Origin of the sequence: Thermomonas alba, from assembly GCF_022419205.1 — a bacterium.
Classification (GTDB): domain Bacteria; phylum Pseudomonadota; class Gammaproteobacteria; order Xanthomonadales; family Xanthomonadaceae; genus Thermomonas; species Thermomonas alba.
Map to the genome: position 1 here is coordinate 36,465 of NZ_JAJOZU010000006.1, position 20,720 is coordinate 57,184.

A 20,720-nucleotide genomic window follows, 5' to 3' on the forward strand; every position below is an offset into this window, starting at 1 on the left:
AATCCCGCATTCGCCTGCCTCAGCGCGCGTGCAGCAGGATCCGCCCGTCCGCGGCCTCGGCGCGGATCGGGAATCCGGCCTCCAGCAGGCGGACGAAGCCATCCTCGTTGTCCCAGCGGAAGCTGCCGCCGATCCGCAGCGTGCCGACGCGCGCGTCGGCCAGCACCAGCTTGCGCGCGTTGTAGCGGTTGAACTCGGCTACCGCCTCGGACAGCGGGGTGTCGCGGAACACCAACCAGCCTTGCTGCCAGTCCAGCAGATCCTGCGCGTCCTCGAGCGCGAGGTTGCGCACCAGGACGCCATCCGCGCGTGCCAGCGCCAGGCTGCCCGCCGGCAGCAGTGCGGAGGCGCCGGCGGCACCTGCCGCGTCTTCCAGGCGCACGGTGCCTTCGGTCACCACGACCCGCACGCTGCCGGGATCGCGCCGCACCGAGAAGCGCGTGCCCACCGCCACGGCGCGATAGCCGCGGGCGGCGACCGAAAATGGCCGTGCGGGGTCCTTGGCCACGGCGAAGATCGCCTCGCCCTGCAGCAGGTGGACGCGGCGCGCCTGTCGCGTCAGCTGCACCTCGATCCGGCTGGCAGCGGCCAGGGTCACCCGGGAGCCATCGGTGAGCACGATCTGGCGCACCTGGCCGATGCCGCTTTCATAGGCATATGCGGGCGGTTGCGATGCGGGTGGTGTTGGTCGCCATAGCCCTACGGCGACCAAGGCGCAGGCGGCCAGCATGGCCGCTATGGCCCACGGCCAGCGAGGGCGGCGATGGCGGACGTGGCGGGCAGGACGTGCCGCAAGCGCCTGCAGCATCTGCTCGCGGCGGGCGGGGCGGCCGGCGCCCAGCGCCTGCAGGCGCGCGCTCTCCTGCCAGGCCGCCTGCAAGCGCAGGAAGGCCACGCGGTGCGCGGTGTCCGCGGCCAGCCAAGCCTGCAGGGCGGTTTCGTCCTGCAGGCTCCAGCGTTCACTGTCGCGGTGCGCCAGCCAGGCGGCGGCGGCGGCTTCGATGGCGGCGCTATTTGCGGCCATGGCCCGGCTCCGCCTTGCCCGGCGCGCTGGCTGTGGGCGCAGGTGCCGGTTCTCCCGCAAACAGGGCATCAGCCAGCAGACGCATGGCTTTGGCGATGTGTTTTTCCACCGTTTTCTCGCTGATTCCTAGCCGCAGGGCCACGTCCTTCTGGGAAAGCTCCTCGACCCGCCGCAGCCACACCACTTCGCGGCAGCGATCAGGAAGGCGGTCCAGCGCCTGCGCCAGCCGGCGCAGGGACTGACGTCCACCACACCAGCGTTCCGGCGAGACCTCGTCCACCAAGACGTGCGAGGGCGGAAGATCACCCATCGGTTCGATCGAGACGACCTTGGCGCGGCGCAGGCGGTCGGCCATCAGGTGGCGCGCGCTGGCAAACAGGAAGGCCTTGGGCTGGGTCGGAAGCGTGCGCGAGGCGGCTTCGTAGATGCGGGTGTAGAGCTCCTGGCGCAGATCGTGCCATTCGTCCGGGTGCGGCCAGTGCCGGCGCAGGAACGCCATCAGGGCCTGCTCATGGGCCAGGATTTCGTGGATGAACCAGCGGTCGAGGTCGGCCTGCATGGCTCTACCATAGCGAAAGCCGATACTTCGGCGGGGGAAATCGCGCGTCCATTCGTCTATCCCAGGCATGCCCCTGCGAGAGGAAGCGATATGAAGCGACTGAGCGGCACCACGCAGCTTCTGGTGGCGGTACTGGCGCTATTGTTGCCGTTGCTGGCGCCCGCGGCGAATGTGGACCACTACCTGAAGGGCAATCCCTCGATCAAGACTCCGGGCCGTGTGCAGCCGGGGCTATTGCTGATGGGCGGCGGCGACCGTAACTTCGATGCGCTGCGCTGGTTCATGGCCAAGGCTGGTCACGGCCACATCGTGATCCTGCGCGCATCGCTGGGCGGAGAGATCGGCGAGGAGTTCTACGAAAAGGTCGGCGGCATTACATCTGCTGAGACCTTCGTATTCAAGGATCGGGATGCCGCCAGCGATCCGGCCATCCTCGCGGCGATCCGGCGCGCCGACGGCATCTTCATCGCAGGAGGCGATCAATCCCGCTACGTCCGCTACTGGCGCGGCACCCCGCTGGCGAAAGCATTGGATGATCATGTCCGAGCGGGAAAACCGCTGGGTGGCACCAGCGCGGGTCTGGCGATCCTGGGCGAATATCTTTACGGGGCAATGGATGGAGGCAGCATCACTAGTCCGCGTGCGCTGGCGGATCCGTTGTCGGATGACAACACGATTGAGACCGGGTTTCTCAATATTCCTCTGCTTGAAGGCGTGGTGACCGATACCCATTTCAGCGAGCGCGCCAGGCTGGGGCGGTTAGTGGCCTTCCTGACCAAGAGCGAGGAACTCGCCGGTCGCCCTCTGATCGGGCTGGGAGTGGATGAGAATGCTGCGCTGGCAGTGGAGGCTGACGGCAGTGCGCGGGTGTACGCCACGGCGCCGGGGGCGGGCGCAACCGTAGTGCACGGCGGATTCGAGCGGCGTGTGCAGCCCGACCGCCCGGCGCGGATTGAGCGTCTATGGGCTGTGGGGGTAGATGTCCGTTCGGTGCTGCATCTTCCGTCGGGAGAAGTAGAGCGCCCTGCATTCACCCGGCGTTATACGGTTCGGGATGGTGTATTGGCCCTGCTCGACCTGCCGACCCTCGTGATCCACGGCGGGGCGGGGGTTGCGCATGGCGACTTGACGCCGCAGGAAGAGGAGGCCGCGCGCCGGGCGCTGGAGCAGGCGCTGCGCGCCGGCTATGCGAAGCTGCAGGGCGGCGGCAGCGCGGTGGAGGCAGTCACCGCCGCGATTACCGTGCTGGAGGATGCGCCGCAGTTCAATGCCGGGCGTGGGGCGGTGTTCACCCATGACGGCCGCAACGAGCTGGATGCCGCGATCATGGACGGCGCCAGCGGCAAGGCCGGATCGGTGGCGGGCCTGCACCGGGTGAAGAACCCGATCCTGCTGGCGCGCGCGGTCATGGAGCGCTCGCGGCATGTGATGATGATCGGCGATGGCGCCGAGCAGTTTGCCCGCGAGCAGGGCATCACCCTGGTGGATCCGGCCTACTTCCGCACCGAAAAGCGCTGGCAGCAGCTGCAGAAGGCGCTGCAGGAAGAGCGCGCGGCGCAGGCCGCGCAGGTGCCGCAGGTGCTGCCCGGCAAGGCGTATTTCGGCACCGTGGGGGCGCTGGCGCTGGATGCGCGCGGGAACCTTGCGGCCGGGACCTCGACCGGTGGCATGACCAACAAACGCTACGGGCGCGTGGGCGATGCGCCGATCATCGGCGCCGGCACCTGGGCCGATGCGGGCTGCGCGGTGTCCGGCACCGGCTGGGGTGAGTTCTACATCCGGGCGGCGGCGGCGCATGAGATCTGCGCGCGCGTGCGGCTCGCGGGCGAACCCCTACCGCGCGCGGCCGAGGCGGTGATCAATGGCGACATCCCACGCGCGGGTGGCGACGGCGGTGCGATCGCGCTCGGCGCCGATGGCGTAATCGCGTTTCCGTTCAATACTCCTGGCATGTACCGCGGCTGGATCGGCGCCGACGGCGTGCCGCACGTGGCGATCTACCGCGAAGACCCGCTGCCGCTGCCGGGACAGACGCCGTGAGCGGCATTCAGCGTTCGGAGTGCCCGCTCTCGTCGTAGCCGCGCGGAGCCAACGCCTGCGGCTGGATCAGGGCGGCGAACGCGCGCGCCTGCGGCGAGAGCGCCTTGCCGCGCCGGATCACCACGCCGTAGCTGCGCGCCGGGAACCAGCGTGCCAGCGAACGCGCCGCCAGCCGCTGGCGATCGGCCGCGGTCAGGCAGATCGCCGTCACGATGCTGATGCCCAGGCCCATCGCCACGTACTGCTTGATGACCTCCCAGCCGCCCACTTCCAGCGCGACCGTGTACGGCACCCGATGCTGCTGGAATACCAGATCCACCAGACGGTAGGTGGTCAGGCGTTTGGGGGGCAGAATCAGGCCATAGGGCGAGAGATCCTCCAGCGCGAGTTCGCGCTTTCCGGCCAGCGGGTGGTCGGGCGGGGTGATCAGCATCGGCTCGAAGCGATAGGCGGGGGTGTAGGCAAGGTCGGCCGGCACGTCCAGCATCGAGCCGACCGCCAGATCCACCGCGTCGCTGCGCAACAGGTCCAGCCCGCTGGCGCCGGTGACGTTGTGCAGGGTCAGGCGCACGTCCGGATGCTGGCGCCGGAAGGCCTCCACGATCGGCGGCAGCAGGTAGAGGATGGTCGAGCTGCCGGCCGCGACGTTTAGCTCACCCGCATCCAGCCCGCGCACCTGTTCACGGAAACGGGTGGCCAGCGTGTCCAGCCCTTCCACCAGTGGGCGTGCCAGCTCGTACAGCAGCTCCCCTTCCCGGGTCGGAGTCAGGCGCCGTCCGCTGCGCTCGAACAGGCGCACCCCGAGCTCGCGTTCCAGTGCCTGCAGTTGCAGGGTCACCGCCGGCTGGCTGAGGTAGAGCGCCTCGGCGGCGCGGCTGATCGAGCCCAGGCGCGCCACCTGGCAGAACGCGCGCAGCGGCTTCAGGCGCGAGCCCTTGTAGGAAAACCGGGGGGTGCGGGGTGGGCGATCAGGTTTCATGACTTTATTTATTTTTCAAATACAAAACATTGATAAATCTCGTTTGCCAAATACCACACGCCAGCGGATGGTAGCGCCCCACGAGTCAGCACGGGAGCACATCGACGATGTCGGCAGTCATGCAGCAGCAGGTTCAACCCGAAACCGAGCCCAGGGTCGAGGTCGTCGCGCGCGCGGCCGGGCAGGAGGTGTTGCTGACGCCCGAGGCGCTGGAGTTCCTCGCCGACCTGCACCGCCGCTTCGAGCCGGTTCGCCAGGCCCGGCTGGCCGCCCGCCGCGCGCGCCAGCAGGCGTTCGATGCGGGCGCGCTGCCGGATTTCCGCGCCGACACGGCGCACATCCGCCGCGGTGACTGGACGGTGGCCCCGGCGCCGGCCGCGCTGCGCGACCGCCGGGTGGAGATCACCGGGCCGGTGGACCCGAAGATGGTGATCAATGCGCTGAACTCCGGGGCCAACTGCTACATGGCCGATTTCGAGGATGCCACTTCCCCGACCTGGGCCAACCTCGTCACCGGGCAGCTGGCGCTGCGCGCGGCAATCGCCGGGACGCTCACCCACGAGGCCGGCGGCAAGCGCTACGCGCTGCGCCCGCAGGCTGAGCAGGCGGTGCTGATCGTGCGCCCGCGCGGCTGGCATCTGGACGAGAAGCATGTCCGCGTGGATGGCGCGCGCCTGGCCGGGGCGCTGTTCGACGCCGGGTTGTTCTGCTTCCACAACGCGCAGGCGCTGGCCGCGCGCGACCGCGGGCCCTATCTGTACCTGCCCAAGCTGGAATCGATGGAGGAAGCGGCGCTGTGGGAGGCGGTGCTTGCCCGCATCGAGGACCGGCTGACGCTGCCGCGCGGGCAGATCAAGGTCACCGTGCTGATCGAGACGCTGCCGGCCGCATTCGAGATGGACGAGATCCTGCACGCGCTGAAAGGCCGCGCCGTCGGCCTCAACTGCGGGCGCTGGGACTACATCTTCTCCTACATCAAGACCCTGCGCCGGCACCGCGACCGGGTGCTGCCCGAGCGCGGCCAGGTGACGATGGTGCAGCCGTTCCTGCGCGCGTACTCGGAGCTGCTGATCCAGACCTGCCACCGCCGCGGCGCACACGCGATGGGCGGAATGGCCGCGCAGATCCCGATCGCGCACGATCCGCAGGCGAACGCGGAGGCGCTGGCGCGGGTGCGCGCCGACAAGCTGCGTGAGGTGACCGCCGGCCACGACGGCACCTGGGTTGCGCACCCGGCGCTGATCCCGGTCGCGCGCGAGGTGTTCGACGCGCGCATGCGCGGGCCGAACCAGCTGCACGTCGCCCGCGAGGACGTGCACGTGGAGGCCGCCGATCTGCTGCAGCCCTGCCGCGGCACCGTCACCCGCGCCGGCTTCGAAAACAACGTCGAGGTCTGCGTGCGCTACCTCGCGGCGTGGCTGGACGGCAACGGCTGCGTGCCGATCCATCATCTGATGGAGGACGCCGCCACCGCCGAGATCGCGCGCGCGCAGCTGTGGCAGTGGCTGCACTTTCCCGATATTCCCGCCGGCCAAGGGCCGTCGGGGGCCGACGCCGGCGGCGAGCCGCTGGCGCTGGACGACGGCACTCCGGTCGATTTCGCACTGTTCGAGCGCGCCCTGATCACCCTGCCCAGTCGCCTGCACGCGCAGACGGGGCTGCCGGGCGCGAGCCGGGTGGCGGAGGCGATCGGTCTGCTCGACCGTCTCACCCACGCCGAGGAACTCGCCCCGTTCCTGACCCTGCCGGCCTACGAGCGGCTGGATTGAACCCCCGTGCCCGCTCGCCGCGCGCGAGGGGCGAAACCATCACCGCATGCAACCGAGGACACCATCATGAAGCACACCCTGCCGACCGCCGAGCAACTGAAGCTGGACTGGGCCAACAACCCGCGCTGGGCCGGCATCACCCGCACCTATTCCGCCGAGGACGTGGTGCGCCTGCGCGGCACCGTGCACGTGGAGCACTCGCTGGCGCGGCTCGGCGCGGAGAAGCTGTGGAAGTCGCTGCACGAGATGGAGTTCGTCAACGCGCTCGGCGCGCTTACCGGCAACCAGGCCATGCAGCAGGTCAAGGCCGGACTGAAGGCGATCTATCTGTCCGGCTGGCAGGTCGCGGCGGATGCCAACCTCGCCGGCGAGATGTATCCCGACCAGTCGCTGTATCCGGCCAACTCGGTGCCGGCGGTGGTCAAGCGCATCAACAACACCCTGCTGCGCGCCGACCAGCTGCACCACGCCGAGGGCGATGATTCCATCGATTTCCTGCAGCCGATCGTGGCCGATGCCGAGGCCGGCTTCGGCGGCGTGCTCAACGCCTTCGAGCTGATGAAGGCGATGATCGAGGCCGGCGCCGCCGGCGTGCACTTCGAGGACCAGCTGGCCAGCGTGAAGAAGTGCGGGCACATGGGCGGCAAGGTGCTGGTGCCGACCCGCGAGGCGATCGAAAAGCTGACCGCCGCGCGTCTGGCCGCCGATGTGTGCGGGGTGCCGACCCTCATCATCGCCCGCACCGACGCCGAGGCGGCGGATCTGCTCACGTCCGACATCGACCCCAACGACCGCCCGTTCTGCACCGGCGAGCGCACTGCGGAAGGCTTCTTCAAGACCCGCAAGGGCCTGGAGCAGGCGATCAGCCGCGGCCTGGCCTACGCGCCGTATGCCGACCTGGTGTGGTGTGAGACCGGCAAGCCCGATCTCGAGTTCGCCCGCCGCTTCGCCGAGGCCATCCACGCGAAGTTCCCGGGCAAGCTGCTGGCCTACAACTGCTCGCCCAGCTTCAACTGGAAGAAGCATCTGGACGACACGACCATCGCGAAGTTCCAGCGTGAGCTCGGCGCGATGGGCTACAAGTTCCAGTTCATCACCTTGGCCGGGTTCCATGCGCTCAACTACGGCATGTTCGAGCTGGCGCACGGTTATGCGCGGCGGCAGATGAGCGCGTTCGTGGAGCTGCAGGAGAAGGAGTTTGCCGCCGCCGAGCGCGGCTTCACCGCGGTCAGGCACCAGCGCGAGGTCGGTACCGGCTATTTCGACGCCATCACCCAGACCATCCAGGGCCAGCACAGCGCGACCGTCGCGCTCAAGGGCAGCACCGAGGAAGAGCAGTTCCACGGCGATCGCGCCGCGGCCTGAGGCTGATGCCGCCGGCGGCTTGCAAAGCCTCCGGCGGTGTTATGCTGCACCCGCCTGGATTGGCGCGGTGACAGGGGATCGCGTGGCTGCTTGGGGCACCACCGGCACGGCATGGAACGCGGAACACTCTGGCGTATCGACGCTGGATCCGCGTGAGTATGCGCTGTTCGCGCAGGCCGCGCGCCCGCGCGCGATTACGGCCGGCCAACGCCTGTTCCGCCGCGGCGAGTCCGGCAATGCCATGTACGTGGTTGCCAGCGGCACGGTCGAGCTGGATTGGGGCGAGGGGTTGAGCGGCAGGCGGCTGGGCGAGCGCGCCTATTTTGGCGAGCTAGGCCTGCTGGTCGGCGAGCACACGCGCGGCGCGGATGCCTGCGTGCTGCAGGATGGCATCCTGCTGGAACTGCGCCACGACGATTTCCACATTCTGGCCGCGCGCGATCCTCATCTGCTGGCCCAGTTTCTGCGCCGCGCGATCCTGCGCGCGATGCTGAGCGAGCACGCCTTGATCGCCAGCCTGCGCCGGCGTAATCAAGAGCTGCAGGACGCGCTGGATGCGCTGCGTTCGACCAGCCGCAGGTTGGATCAGACCGAAGCGCTGACGCGAACCGACGAACTCACCGGGCTGGCCAACCGGCGCGGGCTTCTGTTGTATCTGCAGAATCTGCGCGAGCAGCGCATGCGCGTCGGGCACGCGCTGCTTCTGCTCGATTGCGATCGTTTCAAGGCGATCAACGATACCTATGGCCACCTGGTGGGCGATCGCGTGCTGCAGGGCGTGGCCAACCTGCTGCGTGCGGTGGCCGGCAAGGACGACATCGCGTGCCGCCTGGGCGGCGATGAGTTCTGCCTGCTGCTGCAGGGCCAGGGGCGTGAGGATGTCAGACGTATCGCCGGCTATGTCGCCGACAGTGCGCGCATGCTGGCGCGCATGCACCGCCATCCGCCGCAAATGACCACCGTCAGCATCGGCGCCTGCCTGGTGGAACCGCACGAGACGCCAGACTGGGAGCAATGCTATGCCCGGGTGGATCGCGCGCTGTACCGCGCCAAGCGCCGCGGCGGCGGCCATGTCGAGTGGATGGACTGAAAGCCGCGGCGCCAGATCGAACCTGCGCCCGCGTCCAGCCCGATGTCATGTTGCCGAGCGCTCTAGGGAACCTCTGATCAACCCAGAGGTTCCTGCCGGCCATGGAGGGCCGGCCACGCATCAATCACACAAGTGATTGATGCGTGTGAGCCGAGTCCGGGCCTGTACCGGACTCGGCGTGGGCTGACAACGCCTGGATGGCGTTGTTCAGACCTTCCCTAGTGAGACCGGCTGCCGCAGATCGAGCACCTGCGGCGATTCACGAGGGAAATGCGCCGAAGCCCGCGCGAGGCCCGCGCGATGGTCACGATGCCAATGCCGGCATCACGCCGCCGCGCGGTCGCGCCCACGTTCCAGTCTGCGGTAGCCGATGGCCTCGGTCAGGTGTGGGGTTTCGATGGCGTCGCTGCCGGCGAGGTCGGCGATGGTGCGGGCTACGCGCAGAATCCGGTGCAGCGAGCGAGCCGATAGCTGCAGCGCCTCCACCGCGCGTTCGAGCAGTGCGCCGTCGCGGGGCGTGAGTCGGCAGAACGCATTGGTCTGGGCCTGGTCCAGATGCGCGTTGGTCTGGCCGCAGCGCGCCTGCTGGCGCGCGCGCGCAGCCAGCACGCGAGCGCGCACGTCGGCGCTGGATTCGCCCGGCGTGCCATCGGTGCGCAGGGCGTTGGGTGGCAGGCGCGGCACTTCCACGTGCAGATCGATGCGCTCCAGCAGCGGGCCGGAGATGCGCGCACGGTAGCGGCGAATCATCTCCTCATTGCACAGGCAGCGTCCCGATGGATCACCGGCCCAGCCGCAGGGGCAGGGATTCATCGCCGCCACCAGCTGGAAGCGCGCCGGGAATTCGCAGTGGCGGGCCGCGCGCGAGATGTTGACGCTGCCGGACTCCAGCGGCTCGCGCAGCACTTCCAGCGCATGCCGGCTCCATTCCGGCAGTTCGTCGAGGAACAGCACCCCGTGATGGGCCAGCGAAATCTCACCAGGGCGGGGATCGGTGCCGCCGCCGACCAGCGCCACTGCGCTGGCGGTGTGGTGCGGGGCACGAAACGGGCGCTGCCGCCAGCGCGCCAGGTCCAGCCCGCGGCCACTGGCGGAGGCGATGCTGGCCGCTTCCAACGCTTCGGCGTCCGTCGGCTCCGGGAGGATGCCGGGCAAGCGCGAGGCAAGCAGGGTCTTGCCGCTGCCGGGCGGGCCGACCAGCAGTAGGTGGTGGCCACCGGCCGCGGCGATCTCCAGGGCGCGTCGCGCCTGCGCCTGACCGCGCACGTCGGCCAGATCCGGCCCAGGCGGTGGCGGGTCGGTGGCGGGCAGCTCGCCGCGCGGTAGCTGGGCGCGGCCTTCCAGCGCTGCGCACACTTCCAGCAGGGTGCGGCCGACGCGCACGTCCACCGTGCTGGCCAGGGCCGCCTCGGCGGCATTGCCTGGCGCCACCAGCAGACGCCGTCCTGCCGCGCCTGCGGCCAGCGCTGCCGCCAGCACGCCGTCCACCGGACGCAGTTCCCCGGTCAGCGCCAGTTCGCCTACGAATTCCCAGCCCGCCAGCGCTTCCACCGGCAGCTGCCCGCTGGCGGCGAGGATGCCCAGCGCGATGGCGAGGTCGTAGCGGCCGCCGTCCTTGGGTAAATCGGCGGGCGCGAGGTTCACCGTGATCCGGCGCGCCGGGAACTCGAACTGCGCGCACTGGAGGGCGGCGCGCACGCGGTCCTTGGCTTCGCGCACCGCGGCTTCCGGCAGTCCGACGATCGACATCGACGGCAGGCCGCCGGCCAGGTGCACTTCCACCCGTACCTCGGGCGCGCGCACGCCCACCCGAGCACGGCTGTGCACGATCGCAAGGCTCATGGCGGTGGCCTCTCAGTGGCGCGGAGCGTCGTCGGGCTTGGCGGCGTCGGCCAGCTCGGCCAGCTGGCGTTCCAGCGCTTCGAGCTTCTCGCGGGTGCGTGCCAGCACCAGGCGCTGCACCTCGAACTCTTCGCGGGTCACCAAGTCCAGCCGCGCCAGCCCGGCCTGCAGCACCGCCTTGAAGTTTTGCTGCAGCTCCTCGCGGCCTTCGCGCAGACTGGGCGGCACCAAGGTGCTGAGGCGGCGGGCGAGGTCATCGAGTTGGGCCAGATCGATCATGCTCAAGGGGCTCATGGTGGGTCTCCTGCCGGTAGGCCTACGATGGCGGCGATGCCGTGTCGAAACCGTCGGCGTCAGCCGCGTGGCCGGGTAGGAGAATCCGGGCGCGGACGGTCAGTATGCCGGCATCGGCCGCGCTATGCTCGCATCCTGCAACAGGAGGTGTGATGACGATGAAGATGGTGATGGCGGTGATCAAGCCATTCAAGCTGGACGATGTGCGCGAGGCGCTGGCCGAGGCCGGCGTCACCGGCATCACCGCGACCGAGGTCAAGGGGTTCGGGCGTCAGAAGGGCCACACCGAGTTGTACCGGGGCGCCGAGTACGTCGTCGATTTCCTGCCCAAGATCAAGCTGGAGATCGCGGTGACCGACGACCGCGTGGCGGCAGTCACCGAGGCGATCATGAAGGCGGCCGGCACCGGCAAGATCGGGGACGGCAAAATCTTCGTCTGGGATCTGGAGCAGGTGGTGCGCATCCGCACCGGCGAGCTCGACGCCGACGCGCTGTGAGCGATCACTCCTCGGCGCGATCGCGGCCGTTCTGTTTGGCGCGATACAGCGCAGCATCGGCGCGCGCCAGTAGGGTATCGAGCGTATCTTCCGGGTGTGCCTGGGCAATGCCGATGCTGGTGGTGATGCGCAGCGCGGGATCGATCTCGGGCAGGCGGATGTCGCGGGTCGCCACCAGCAAGCGCCGCGCGATGGCCTGCGCCTGCTCAAGCGTGGCGCCGGCGCAGACCACCGCGAACTCTTCGCCGCCCAGCCGGCCGAGTGCGTCGCGATCGCGCAGCTGGTCCTGCCAGGCGCGGACCACGGTCTGCAATACCGCATCACCGGCGAGATGTCCGTAGCGGTCATTGACCTGCTTGAAGTGATCGAGGTCGAGGATCAGCAGCGATAGCGGCCGTCCCTGCTTGCGCATCGCCTCCAGCGCGGCTTTGGCGTATTTCTCGATCGCGCGCCGGCTGCTGGCGCCGGTCAGCGGATCGGTCATGGCCAGCGTGCGCATGCGTCGCGAGCGGCGCCACTGCAGCCAGGCCAGCCAGGCCAGCAGCACGGCCAGGATGCCGCCCAGGAGCAGGGCCAGCAGTTGCCAGTGGCGCTCGCGCTCCAGCGCCGCCAGCTGCTGCTGCTGGGCACGCGCCTCGGTCTGCAGGCGTCGGTTCTCGAAATCGCGGCGGCGGATTTCGTATTCGTACTGCAGCAGCCGGCCCTGTTCGAGGCGCATCTTGGACTGCAGCTCGGCCTGCAGGTGCGCGTAGTGCTTGTAGTCGTCCAGGGCCGCGCGCAGCTGACCGAGCGCCTCCTCGCTGGCTGCGCGCGCCTGATACAGCAGCGCCAGATAACGCAGGTTGCCGTCTTTCTCGATTGGCCCCAGCGCCCGCCGGAAATGCTCCAGCGCGGCGCGGTGCTCGCCTTTGCCGGCCAGGGCCTGGCCGGTGGTGAGCAGCAGCAGGCCATCGTTGCCATCCACCTTTTCGGCTTCGAATCCAGCGCTTGCTTGCGCTAGCGCCGTCAGCGCTGCCTCGAACTCGCCCTGCGCGATCAGCGCCGAGGCCAGGCCGAGGCGGGCGCTGGCGATGCTCATGCGGTCCTTGCGCTGCTCGGCCACCGCCAGTGCGCGCGAGAAAGCGTCACGCGCCTTGGGCAAATCGCCAGATTCCTCGTACAGATAGCCGAGCTGGATCAGGTCGGACAGCAGGCGATCCGGATCCTTGCCTTGCGCCTGCAGCCGCTGCACGGATTGGGTGAAATAGCGCTCGGCCTGCGCATAGTCCCCCATCCGCCGATAGGCGGTGGCGATCTTCATCTGCAGGAAATCGATCTCGTGGGGGATCCCGGCATCGCGGAACGCCGCACGCGCACGCTGGAAATCCATCAGGGCGCGGGCCTGCTCGCCGATATCGGACAGCAGGCTGCCGCGCAGCATCAGCGCCTCGCCCAGCAGCTGGCGCTCGGTGGAGTGCTCCAGCAGCGCGACCATGCGATCGGCCACCGTAATCGCCTTGCGGGTGCCCTCCAGCTCCTGCACGAAGCCGACCTGGCAAAACAGGGCGCGGCCCTGCGAGCCGACATCGCCCGCCGCCAGCGCGCGCCGGAACGCGTCCTGACTATAGGTCAAGCCTTGCTGCGGGTCTTTCCAGCGCGGGCTGGTGCAGTACACCGAGCGAAACTGCACCTCGCGGGCGGCATCGCCGGGAGGCAGCAGCGTGCGCAGCTGCTCCAGCCAGCCGACGTAGACGTCCTCGGGCGCATCCATCGAGCCTGGCCCGACCACATTCTGAAACACCGCGTCGAAGCGGGCGGCCTGGGTCGGTGGAGGCCTGGTATGTCCGTCTTCCAGCAGAGAGGCAAACACATCCCCTGCCGCGGGCAGCAGCAGTGCCAGCAGCAACGCCGTATGGGTCAGCCATCGGGCTGCGCGCATCCCCTCTCCGTGCGGAATCGAAATGTCAACCTATGACATTTCGGTGACGGCGATTGTGCCGCAAATCGCAGTTTCGATCAGTTTCGCGCCCTGGGTTCCGCCAGCGGGATGTTTTCAGCTGTCCAATGCCTGCGCCACGAATGGCGGCAGGTCTTGGGCGCCTTTGTGCACGTCCGCGCTGTAGTAGCGGGTGGGGAACGCCTTGGCGCGCGCATCGGCTTCGCGGAAGCCGAAATCGGCATTTGCCGCCTTTTTCGCCATGGTGCAGCTCCACCAGCCGGTGGGATAGCAGGGCTGCGGGAACGGCAGGGTCTGGAAGCTCGCAAAGCCGGCCTTGCGCATCTCGGCGCGCATCGCCTGGATGAGGTCGAGCAGCGCCAGCGGCGATTCGCTCTGCTGGATCAGGATGCCGTCGTCCTTCAGCGCGCGGTGGCAGCTTTCGAAGAAGGCCTTGTTGAACAGCCCCTCCGCCGGGCCGACCGGGTCGGTGGAATCGACGATCACGATGTCCACGCTTCCCGGCGCGCAGTTGGCCATGTAGGCGATGCCATCGTCCCACAGCAGCTCGGCGCGCGGATCACCGTTGGATTCGCACAGTTCGGGGAAGTATTTCTCCGCCATGCGCGTCACCTGCTCGTCGATGTCGCACTGCACGGCTTTCTCCACGCCCGGGTGGCGCAGCACCTCGCGCAACGTTCCGCAGTCGCCGCCGCCGATGATCACCACGCGCTTCGGATCCGGATGGGTGAACAGCGCCGGGTGCGCCATCATTTCGTGATAGAAAAAGTTGTCGCGCGTGGTCAGCATCATCGCGCCGTCGATCAGCATGAGGTTGCCCCAGTCGGTCGATTCATAGATCTCGATCTTCTGGAACGGCGACTGCACTTCGTCCAGCTTGCGGACGATGCGGAAGCCGATCGCAGAGCCGGTCTTGTCGAACTGTTCGTGCAGCCAGGTGGACGGGGTCATGGCGATGGCTCCTGGGATGGCAATCTGCCCGCATAGGCGGGCGTGGACGGTCGTTGGGATGATGGCCGGGCGCCCGTGGACGTGGAGCCCTGGCATGGGGCGCGCATTGTAGCGCCTGTAGAATGCGCATCCGTTCGCGCTGCCCGGAAGTCCCCCATGACCGACTGGTCCTCCGACCTCGCCCGCAAGACCTATTCGATCCCGCATTGGGCGGACGGCTATTTCGACGTCGATCCCAGTGGTCGCATCGTGGTGCGCCCGCGTGGGGGGCGGGGTCCGGTCATCGCGCTGCCGGAGGTGGTGGACGCCTCGCTGGCGCAGGGCGGCCATCTTCCGGTGCTGGTGCGCTTCCCCGACATTCTCGGGGATCGCCTCGCCAAACTGCAGGCGGCGTTCGCGCAGGCCCAGCAGGATTGGGACTACGCCGGCGGCTACACCGCGGTGTATCCGATCAAGGTCAACCAGCATGCCGGCGTGGCGGGCACTCTGGCCGCGCATCACGGCGAGGGCTTCGGGCTGGAGGCCGGCAGCAAGCCGGAGCTGATGGCGGTGCTGGCGCTGAGCAGGCCTGGCGGGTTGATCGTCTGCAACGGCTACAAGGACCGCGAATACATCCGGCTGGCGCTGATCGGGCGCAAGCTGGGGCTGGAGACCTTCATCGTCATCGAGAAGCCTTCCGAGCTGAAGGTGGCGCTGGAGGAAGCGGCCGCGCTGGGCGTGCAGCCGGGCCTGGGCGTGCGCATGCGGCTGGCGTCGCTGGGCGCCGGCAAGTGGCAGAACAGCGGCGGCGACAAGGCCAAGTTCGGGCTGGATCCGCGCCAGCTGCTGACCCTGTGGAAGGAGCTGCGCGATGCCGGCATGGGCGACTGCCTGCAGCTGCTGCATTTCCACATGGGCAGCCAGATCAGCAACGTGCGCGACATTGCCGCCGGCATGCGCGAGGCCACCCGCTATTTCGTCGAGCTCTCGCGCCTGGGCGCGACCATCCGCTACGTGGATGTCGGCGGCGGCCTCGGCATCGACTACGAGGGCACCCGCTCACGCTCGTTCAACTCGGTCAACTACGGCATCCACCACTACGCCTCCAGCATCGTGCAGCCGCTGGCGGAGGCCTGTCGCGCCGAGGGGCTTCCGCCACCGCGCATCATCACCGAATGCGGACGCGCGATGACCGCCCACCACGCGGTGCTGGTCGCCAACGTCAGCGAGGTGGAGCGCGCACCGGAAGGCCGCGTGCCGGAGCCGCATGCCGACGAGTCCAGCCCGGTGCGCCAGCTGCGCGAACTGCATGCGGAGATGGCCCAGCGCCCGGCGGTCGAGGTCTTCCACGAGGCCAGCCAGGCGCACGCCGATGGGCTGAGCCTGTTTGCGCTGGGCCAGCTGGACCTGGTCCAGCGCGCGCGCATCGACGATCTGTTCTACGCCATCGCGCACGCGGTGAAGGCGCGCCTGAGCTATGACGAGAAGAGCCACCGCGACCTGCTGGACGAGCTCAACGAACGGCTGGTGGACAAGTACTTCGTCAACTTCAGCGTGTTCGAGTCGATGCCCGACGTGTGGGCGATCGACCAGGTGTTCCCGATCGTGCCGATCGAGCGCCTCAACGAAGCGCCGACCCGGCGCGGGGTGATCTGCGACCTCACCTGCGATTCCGATGGCAAGATCGACACCTACGTGGAGAACGAGGACCTCGATTCCTCACTGCCGCTGCACGAGCTGCGCAAGGGCGAGAGCTACCGGCTGGGGTTCTTCCTGGTTGGCGCCTACCAGGAAATCCTGGGCGATATCCATAACCTGTTCGGCGACACTGATGCCATCGAGGTGCGCTGCGAGGGCGATGGGTTTGCGATCACGCGGCAGCGCCGCGGCGATACCACCGACGTGATGCTGGACTACGTGGGCTACAAGCTCGCCGACCTGCGCCGCGAATACGCCGCGAAGGTGGACGCGGCGAACCTGCCAGCGGCCGAGAGCGAAGCGCTGAAGGCGGCGCTGGAAGCCGGTCTGACTGCCTACACCTACCTCGACGACACGCCGCAGTGAGCGCCGCCGCGGCGGCTGAGCCCCCGGGGAAGGTCTGGGCAACGCCATCCGGGCGTTGTCAGCCGCGCCGGGTCCGGTGCAGGCCCGGACTCGGCGCCCACGCATCAATCACTTGTGCGATTGATGCGTGGCCGGCCCTCCATGGCCGGCAGGAACCTCTGATTTGATCAGAGGTTCCCTAGGGCGAGCGGTGGACCTGGAAGCCGGCGAACGATTGCGAGGTCGGCATCAGTTCGAGCCGGTTGACGTTGAGGTGCGGCGGCAGGCTGGCGACCCAGAAGATCGCCTCGGCGATGTCCTCGGCGGTCATTGGGTGGGCGCCGGCGTAGAGCTTGTCCGAGGCGGCCTGGTCGCCGTGGGTGCGGACCACGGTGAACTCGGTTTCGGCCATGCCCGGTTCGATGCTGGTGACGCGCACGCCGGTGCCGTGCAGGTCGCAGCGCAGGCCCAGCGAGAACTGGCTGACGAAGGCCTTGGTGCCGCCGTACACGTTGCCGCCGGTATAGGGGTAGGTGCCTGCCACCGAGCTGATGTTGATGATCGCGCCCTCGCGCGCGATGAGCGTGGGCAGCAGCGCGTGGGTCAACGTCACCAGCGCGGTGACGTTGGTGTCGATCATGGTGTTCCAGTCGGACAGCAGGGCCTCCTGCGCGGGCTTGGTGCCAAGCGCCAGGCCGGCGTTGTTCACCAGCAGGTCGATCCCGCGGAAGCGCTCCGGCAGCGCGTCCAGCGCGGCGCACATCGCGGCTTCGTCGCGGATGTCGAAGCAGGCCGGATGCAGGGCCTCGCCCAACTCCGCGCGCAGGGCATCCAGACGATCGGCGCGGCGGCCGGTGGCGATCACCTGCCAGCCGGCGGCGACGAACCGGCGCGCGCTGGCGCGGCCGAAACCCGCGGTGGCGCCGGTGATCAGGGCAGTGCGAGCAGTTGGCATGTGCATGCGCGGAGAGATGTGGCGGGAGTGTCAGTGCAGCTTGACCGCGATCGCGGACAGGCCGCCGTCGGCGAGCTTGGCCTTGGCGTCGCTGAGTTCGGCGGTGCTGCCATACGGGCCCAGGCGAACCCGGTAAACGGTCTTGTCGCCGATCTGCGCCGACTCCACCCGCGCGTTCAGGCCGAGCAGGGCGATTCTGGCCTTCAGCGCCTCGGCATCTCCGGAGGCGGCGAACGCGCCGGCCTGCAGGAGATAGCGCGCGCCGTCGGCGGTCGGCTCCACCGCCGACGGCGGGGGCGCAGACGCCTTGGCCGGGGAGGGTTCAGGAGATGGCGCGGGGCTGGCGGGCGCATCGCCGAGCGGCGGCGGCAGCACGGTGGCGTCGGCGGGCTTGGTTTCGGCGTCGCCCTGCTGGCGCGCGCGCGCGGCGGCTTCGGCTTCGGCCTTGGCGCTGGCGGCCAGTTCGGCGTCGCTCATGGCCACCTCGTGGCCCGGCAGCAGGGTGTAGAAGTCGTACCGGGTTGGCTTGGGCGCGCCGGGGGTGGGCGCAGAGGCATCGGTCGGGGCGGCGTCCGGCGCGATGGCTTCGCCTTCGCCGTTGACCGCAGCCGGCAGCGCGTTCGGGTTCGGGCGCGGACGGAAGAAGCCGTCGCCGCCGTTGGACTTCAGGTAGCGCGGAACCAGCAGGACCGCGAGCAGGGTCAGCGCCACCCCGATCAGCAGCCAGGCCCAGCCGGGCAGCCCGTCGCCGCCGCTGCGGCGCGCCTGGGATTTGCCACGCCGTGCCGCCATCACATGCGCTCCGGGGCGGATACGCCCAGCAGGTCGAGGCCGTTGGCCAGCACCTGGCGGGTCGCCAGCGCCAGCGCCAGGCGGGCGTCGCGCAGATCGGCATCCTCCACCAGCACGGGACTGGCGTGGTACCAGGCGTGGAAGGCCTGCGCCAGCTCGCGCAGGTATTGCGCGATCAGATGCGGTTCCAGCGTCGCGCCGGCGGTCTCGACGACTTCCGGGAAGCGCGACAGCTCGCGCAGCAACTCCTGCGCCGGCGCATCGTCCAGACGGTCGAGCGCGGCCTGCCCGCGCGCGGGATCGTGCGCGTGGCCCTTGTCCTCGGCCTGGCGCAGCAGGCTGCAGATGCGGGCATGTGCGTACTGCACGTAGTAGACCGGGTTGTCGTTGGACTGCGAACGCGCGAGATCGATGTCGAACACCAGCTGCGAATCCGGCTTGCGCGCGATCAGGAACCAGCGGGTGGCATCGCGGCCCACTTCGTCGATCAGGTCGCGCAGGGTCAGGTAGCTGCCGGCGCGCTTGGACAGCTTTACCTCCTCGCCGCCGCGCATGACCGTCACCATCTGATGCAGCACGTAATCCGGGTAGCCGGCAGGGATGCCGCAGTCCAGCGCCTGCAGCCCGGCGCGCACGCGCGCCAGCGAGCCGTGGTGGTCGGCGCCGAGCTCGGTGATTGCGCGCTCGTAGCCACGCTGCCACTTGGACAGGTGGTAGGCCACGTCCGGCACGAAATAGGTGTAAGTGCCATCGGACTTGCGCATCACCCGGTCCTTGTCGTCGCCGAAGGCGGTGGTGCGCAGCCACAGCGCGCCGCCGTCCTCATAGGTGTAGCCGTTCGCGATCAGGCGCTGCACGGTCTCTTCCACCTTGCCGTCGGCATACAGCGAGGATTCCAGGAAATACACGTCGAAACTGACGCCGAACGCTGCCAGATCCGCATTTTGCTCGCGCCGCAGGTAGGCCACCGCGAAGCGGCGGATGGCGTCGAGGTCGTCGGCGTCGTCCTTGCCGGCGACCACGTGGCCCTCCACGTCCACGCGTTCTCCGCGCAGGTAGGCGGCGGCGACATCCGCGATGTAGTCGCCGTTGTAGGCATCGGCCGGCCAGCCGGGATCACCGGGCGCAAGCCCCTTGGCGCGCGCCTGCACCGAGCGCGCCAGATTCTCGATCTGCACGCCGGCGTCGTTGTAGTAGAACTCGCGCTTCACGTTCCAGCCATTGGCGGCCAGCACCCGCGCGATGCAGTCGCCGATCGCGCCGGCGCGGCCGTGGCCGACGTGCAGCGGGCCGGTGGGGTTGGCCGAGACGTATTCGACCCCGACCGTGCGCCCGCCGCCGCTGGTGTTGTGGCCGAAGCGCATGCCGGCGGCGTGGATGGCACGCACCTGCTGCTGCCACGCGCCAGGGGTCAGGTGAAAGTTGATGAAGCCAGGTCCGGCGATCTCGACTTTGGCGATGGCGTCCGAGGGCGGCAGCGCCGCGACCAGCTGCTGCGCCAGCGCGCGCGGATTGGTCTTGGCCGCCTTGGCCAGCAGCATCGCGACGTTGGTGGAGAAATCGCCGTGCGCGCGCTCCTTCGGACGTTCGATCACGAAGTCGGGGGCAGCGAGGTCGGTCGGCAGGCTGCCGGCGGAACGCAGGGCGGTCAGGCCCTGGTCGATCAGGGCGCGGAGCTGGGCTTTCACAGGGCTGGGGGGTTGCCAATACGAGGCCGTGCATTGTACGTCGCAATCCGGTTGGGTCGAAGCAGGCCGCGGGGCAGCGGTGGGTGCGAGAATGGGTGCCTTACGTTTGCCGGATCTTCAACTCAATGTCGGCCGTCACCAGTTTTCCGCCGCCCCGGATCGCGCTGCCGGCGCTCGATCAGGCCTTGCGCGAGCGCGGCTATGCCGTGCTGGGCGCGGACGACGTGGCGGCGCTGGCGGGCGTGCCGCTGGCCGCGTTGCAGGCGCTGGCCCCCGGCTGGGACGACCTGCCGGCGGACGAGTACCTCAAGGATGGTGGCCGCTATCGCTACCGCCGGCACGGCTCGTTCGTGGTCGAGGCCGGGCAGTTGCGCCCAGTCCCGCATCGCGCGCACTGGCAGCCGCGCGAGTACAACGCCCTGCATGGCGGCATGCGCCGCTGGTTCGCGCCGCTGGACCCGGCCACCGTGGCCGCCCCGGGCTTCGCGCCGCTGGTGCTGGGGCTGGCCGCCGTCTGCAGCCGCCAGCGCCCGGCGGTGCCATGCTGGTATGTCGAGGCGCACCAGTTCCGGATCGACACCTGCGGCGGCATCGGTCGCCCCACTCCGGAAGGCGCGCATCGCGACGGGGTGGATTTCGTCGCGGTGCTGCTGGTGGCGCGGCAGGCGATCAAAGGCGGCGAGACGCGGGTATTCGCCGCCGACGGACCAGACGGCCAGCGCTTCACCCTGGCCGAGCCGTGGTCGCTGCTGCTGCTGGACGATGCGCGGGTGATTCATGAGACGACTCCCATCCAGCCCGCGATCGAAGGCCGGGACGGCCACCGCGACACCCTGGTGCTGACCTTCCGCAGTGCCGGCTTTCTGGGCGACGACGATTACAATTGCAACCAATCCCACCCGGCAGCATGAGGTCGC

17 protein-coding genes and 1 pseudogene are annotated in these 20,720 nt (G+C 69.1%); 8 read left to right on the forward strand and 10 right to left on the reverse strand.

What is annotated here, in order from left to right; genetic code table 11:
* Positions 1 to 19: 19 nt before the first annotated feature.
* Entirely contained in the window at positions 20 to 1,024 is a 1,005-nt protein-coding gene (locus ML342_RS10150; RefSeq protein WP_240126939.1) for a FecR family protein, read from the reverse strand.
* Positions 1,011 to 1,583 carry an RNA polymerase sigma factor gene (locus ML342_RS10155; RefSeq protein WP_240126940.1) on the reverse strand — a complete coding sequence of 191 codons (573 nt, stop codon included), beginning with the start codon at positions 1,581 to 1,583 and terminating at the stop codon, positions 1,011 to 1,013. Before ML342_RS10155 ends, ML342_RS10150 begins: the two co-directional genes overlap by 14 nt.
* A 282-nt stretch (positions 1,584 to 1,865) precedes the next feature.
* Here ML342_RS10155 and ML342_RS10160 point away from each other — a divergent pair.
* A pseudogene (locus tag ML342_RS10160) lies at positions 1,866 to 2,423 on the forward strand (cyanophycinase); the annotation flags it as partial.
* 222 nt (positions 2,424 to 2,645) lie between these two features.
* Positions 2,646 to 3,623, forward strand: coding sequence for an isoaspartyl peptidase/L-asparaginase family protein (locus ML342_RS10165; protein ID WP_240126983.1), 978 nt, complete (start codon positions 2,646 to 2,648; stop codon positions 3,621 to 3,623).
* Positions 3,624 to 3,630: 7 nt separating this feature from the next.
* Here ML342_RS10165 and ML342_RS10170 read toward each other — a convergent pair whose 3' ends face one another.
* Positions 3,631 to 4,602, reverse strand: a complete 972-nt coding sequence (locus ML342_RS10170; RefSeq protein WP_240126941.1) for a LysR family transcriptional regulator — start codon at positions 4,600 to 4,602, stop codon at positions 3,631 to 3,633.
* Between the two features lie 107 nt (positions 4,603 to 4,709).
* On the opposite strand from ML342_RS10170, the gene aceB reads away from it, so the two are divergent.
* From aceB to ML342_RS10185, 3 genes are all read left to right on the forward strand, one after another.
* On the forward strand, positions 4,710 to 6,371 hold the full coding sequence (gene aceB, locus ML342_RS10175; protein ID WP_439655194.1) for a malate synthase A: 1,662 nt from the start codon (positions 4,710 to 4,712) through the stop codon (positions 6,369 to 6,371).
* Between the two features lie 66 nt (positions 6,372 to 6,437).
* A complete protein-coding gene (gene aceA / locus ML342_RS10180) occupies positions 6,438 to 7,736 on the forward strand; it encodes an isocitrate lyase (RefSeq protein ID WP_240126942.1) in 1,299 nt (432 codons plus the stop codon).
* Between the two features lie 82 nt (positions 7,737 to 7,818).
* Positions 7,819 to 8,826: a GGDEF domain-containing protein gene (locus ML342_RS10185; protein WP_240126943.1), complete on the forward strand. Its 1,008-nt coding sequence runs from the start codon at positions 7,819 to 7,821 to the stop codon at positions 8,824 to 8,826.
* Positions 8,827 to 9,150: 324 nt separating this feature from the next.
* Here ML342_RS10185 and ML342_RS10190 read toward each other — a convergent pair whose 3' ends face one another.
* Entirely contained in the window at positions 9,151 to 10,668 is a 1,518-nt protein-coding gene (locus tag ML342_RS10190) for a YifB family Mg chelatase-like AAA ATPase (protein ID WP_240126944.1), read from the reverse strand.
* Between the two features lie 12 nt (positions 10,669 to 10,680).
* Positions 10,681 to 10,947, reverse strand: coding sequence for a ubiquinone biosynthesis accessory factor UbiK (ubiK, locus tag ML342_RS10195; protein WP_240126985.1), 267 nt, complete (start codon positions 10,945 to 10,947; stop codon positions 10,681 to 10,683).
* 173 nt (positions 10,948 to 11,120) lie between these two features.
* Between ubiK and ML342_RS10200 the strand changes: the two genes are divergently transcribed.
* Complete coding sequence (locus tag ML342_RS10200) at positions 11,121 to 11,459, forward strand: P-II family nitrogen regulator (protein WP_240126986.1); 339 nt, start codon at positions 11,121 to 11,123, stop codon at positions 11,457 to 11,459.
* 4 nt (positions 11,460 to 11,463) lie between these two features.
* On the opposite strand, the gene ML342_RS10205 is transcribed toward ML342_RS10200, so the two are convergent.
* Together ML342_RS10205 and speE are read right to left on the reverse strand one after the other, a co-directional pair.
* On the reverse strand, positions 11,464 to 13,377 hold the full coding sequence (locus tag ML342_RS10205; RefSeq protein ID WP_240126945.1) for a GGDEF domain-containing protein: 1,914 nt from the start codon (positions 13,375 to 13,377) through the stop codon (positions 11,464 to 11,466).
* 114 nt (positions 13,378 to 13,491) lie between these two features.
* On the reverse strand, positions 13,492 to 14,346 hold the full coding sequence (speE, locus tag ML342_RS10210; RefSeq protein ID WP_240126946.1) for a polyamine aminopropyltransferase: 855 nt from the start codon (positions 14,344 to 14,346) through the stop codon (positions 13,492 to 13,494).
* A 156-nt stretch (positions 14,347 to 14,502) separates the two neighbouring features.
* On the opposite strand from speE, the gene speA reads away from it, so the two are divergent.
* Positions 14,503 to 16,389, forward strand: coding sequence for an arginine decarboxylase (gene speA / locus ML342_RS10215; RefSeq protein WP_240126947.1), 1,887 nt, complete (start codon positions 14,503 to 14,505; stop codon positions 16,387 to 16,389).
* A gap of 178 nt (positions 16,390 to 16,567) precedes the next feature.
* Here speA and ML342_RS10220 read toward each other — a convergent pair whose 3' ends face one another.
* Genes ML342_RS10220 through argS form a run of 3 tightly spaced genes read right to left on the reverse strand, consistent with a single transcriptional unit; the run spans position 16,568 to position 19,803 of the window.
* Complete coding sequence (locus ML342_RS10220) at positions 16,568 to 17,323, reverse strand: SDR family oxidoreductase (protein ID WP_240126948.1); 756 nt, start codon at positions 17,321 to 17,323, stop codon at positions 16,568 to 16,570.
* Positions 17,324 to 17,353: 30 nt separating this feature from the next.
* Complete coding sequence (locus ML342_RS10225) at positions 17,354 to 18,115, reverse strand: SPOR domain-containing protein (RefSeq protein ID WP_240126949.1); 762 nt, start codon at positions 18,113 to 18,115, stop codon at positions 17,354 to 17,356.
* Positions 18,115 to 19,803, reverse strand: coding sequence for an arginine--tRNA ligase (gene argS / locus ML342_RS10230; RefSeq protein ID WP_240126950.1), 1,689 nt, complete (start codon positions 19,801 to 19,803; stop codon positions 18,115 to 18,117). The genes ML342_RS10225 and argS overlap by 1 nt, the downstream gene beginning before the upstream one ends.
* Before the next feature lie 125 nt (positions 19,804 to 19,928).
* On the opposite strand from argS, the gene ML342_RS10235 reads away from it, so the two are divergent.
* A complete protein-coding gene (locus ML342_RS10235; protein ID WP_240126951.1) occupies positions 19,929 to 20,714 on the forward strand; it encodes a 2OG-Fe dioxygenase family protein in 786 nt (261 codons plus the stop codon).
* Positions 20,715 to 20,720: the final 6 nt, after the last annotated feature.

Bases quoted from the DNA above. Each gene is read 5' to 3' on its own strand.
- ubiK (WP_240126985.1), bottom strand. From the start codon at position 10,947: ATGATCGATCTGGCCCAACTCGATGACCTCGCCCGCCGCCTCAGCACC.
- aceB (WP_439655194.1), top strand. From the start codon at position 4,710: ATGTCGGCAGTCATGCAGCAGCAGGTTCAACCCGAAACCGAGCCCAGG.
- ML342_RS10205 (WP_240126945.1), bottom strand. From the start codon at position 13,377: ATGCGCGCAGCCCGATGGCTGACCCATACGGCGTTGCTGCTGGCACTG.
- ML342_RS10200 (WP_240126986.1), top strand. From the start codon at position 11,121: ATGAAGATGGTGATGGCGGTGATCAAGCCATTCAAGCTGGACGATGTG.
- aceA (WP_240126942.1), top strand. From the start codon at position 6,438: ATGAAGCACACCCTGCCGACCGCCGAGCAACTGAAGCTGGACTGGGCC.
- ML342_RS10155 (WP_240126940.1), bottom strand. From the start codon at position 1,583: ATGCAGGCCGACCTCGACCGCTGGTTCATCCACGAAATCCTGGCCCAT.
- ML342_RS10150 (WP_240126939.1), bottom strand. From the start codon at position 1,024: ATGGCCGCAAATAGCGCCGCCATCGAAGCCGCCGCCGCCGCCTGGCTG.
- ML342_RS10170 (WP_240126941.1), bottom strand. From the start codon at position 4,602: ATGAAACCTGATCGCCCACCCCGCACCCCCCGGTTTTCCTACAAGGGC.
- speA (WP_240126947.1), top strand. From the start codon at position 14,503: ATGACCGACTGGTCCTCCGACCTCGCCCGCAAGACCTATTCGATCCCG.
- speE (WP_240126946.1), bottom strand. From the start codon at position 14,346: ATGACCCCGTCCACCTGGCTGCACGAACAGTTCGACAAGACCGGCTCT.
- ML342_RS10235 (WP_240126951.1), top strand. From the start codon at position 19,929: ATGTCGGCCGTCACCAGTTTTCCGCCGCCCCGGATCGCGCTGCCGGCG.
- ML342_RS10225 (WP_240126949.1), bottom strand. From the start codon at position 18,115: ATGGCGGCACGGCGTGGCAAATCCCAGGCGCGCCGCAGCGGCGGCGAC.
- ML342_RS10220 (WP_240126948.1), bottom strand. From the start codon at position 17,323: ATGCCAACTGCTCGCACTGCCCTGATCACCGGCGCCACCGCGGGTTTC.
- ML342_RS10190 (WP_240126944.1), bottom strand. From the start codon at position 10,668: ATGAGCCTTGCGATCGTGCACAGCCGTGCTCGGGTGGGCGTGCGCGCG.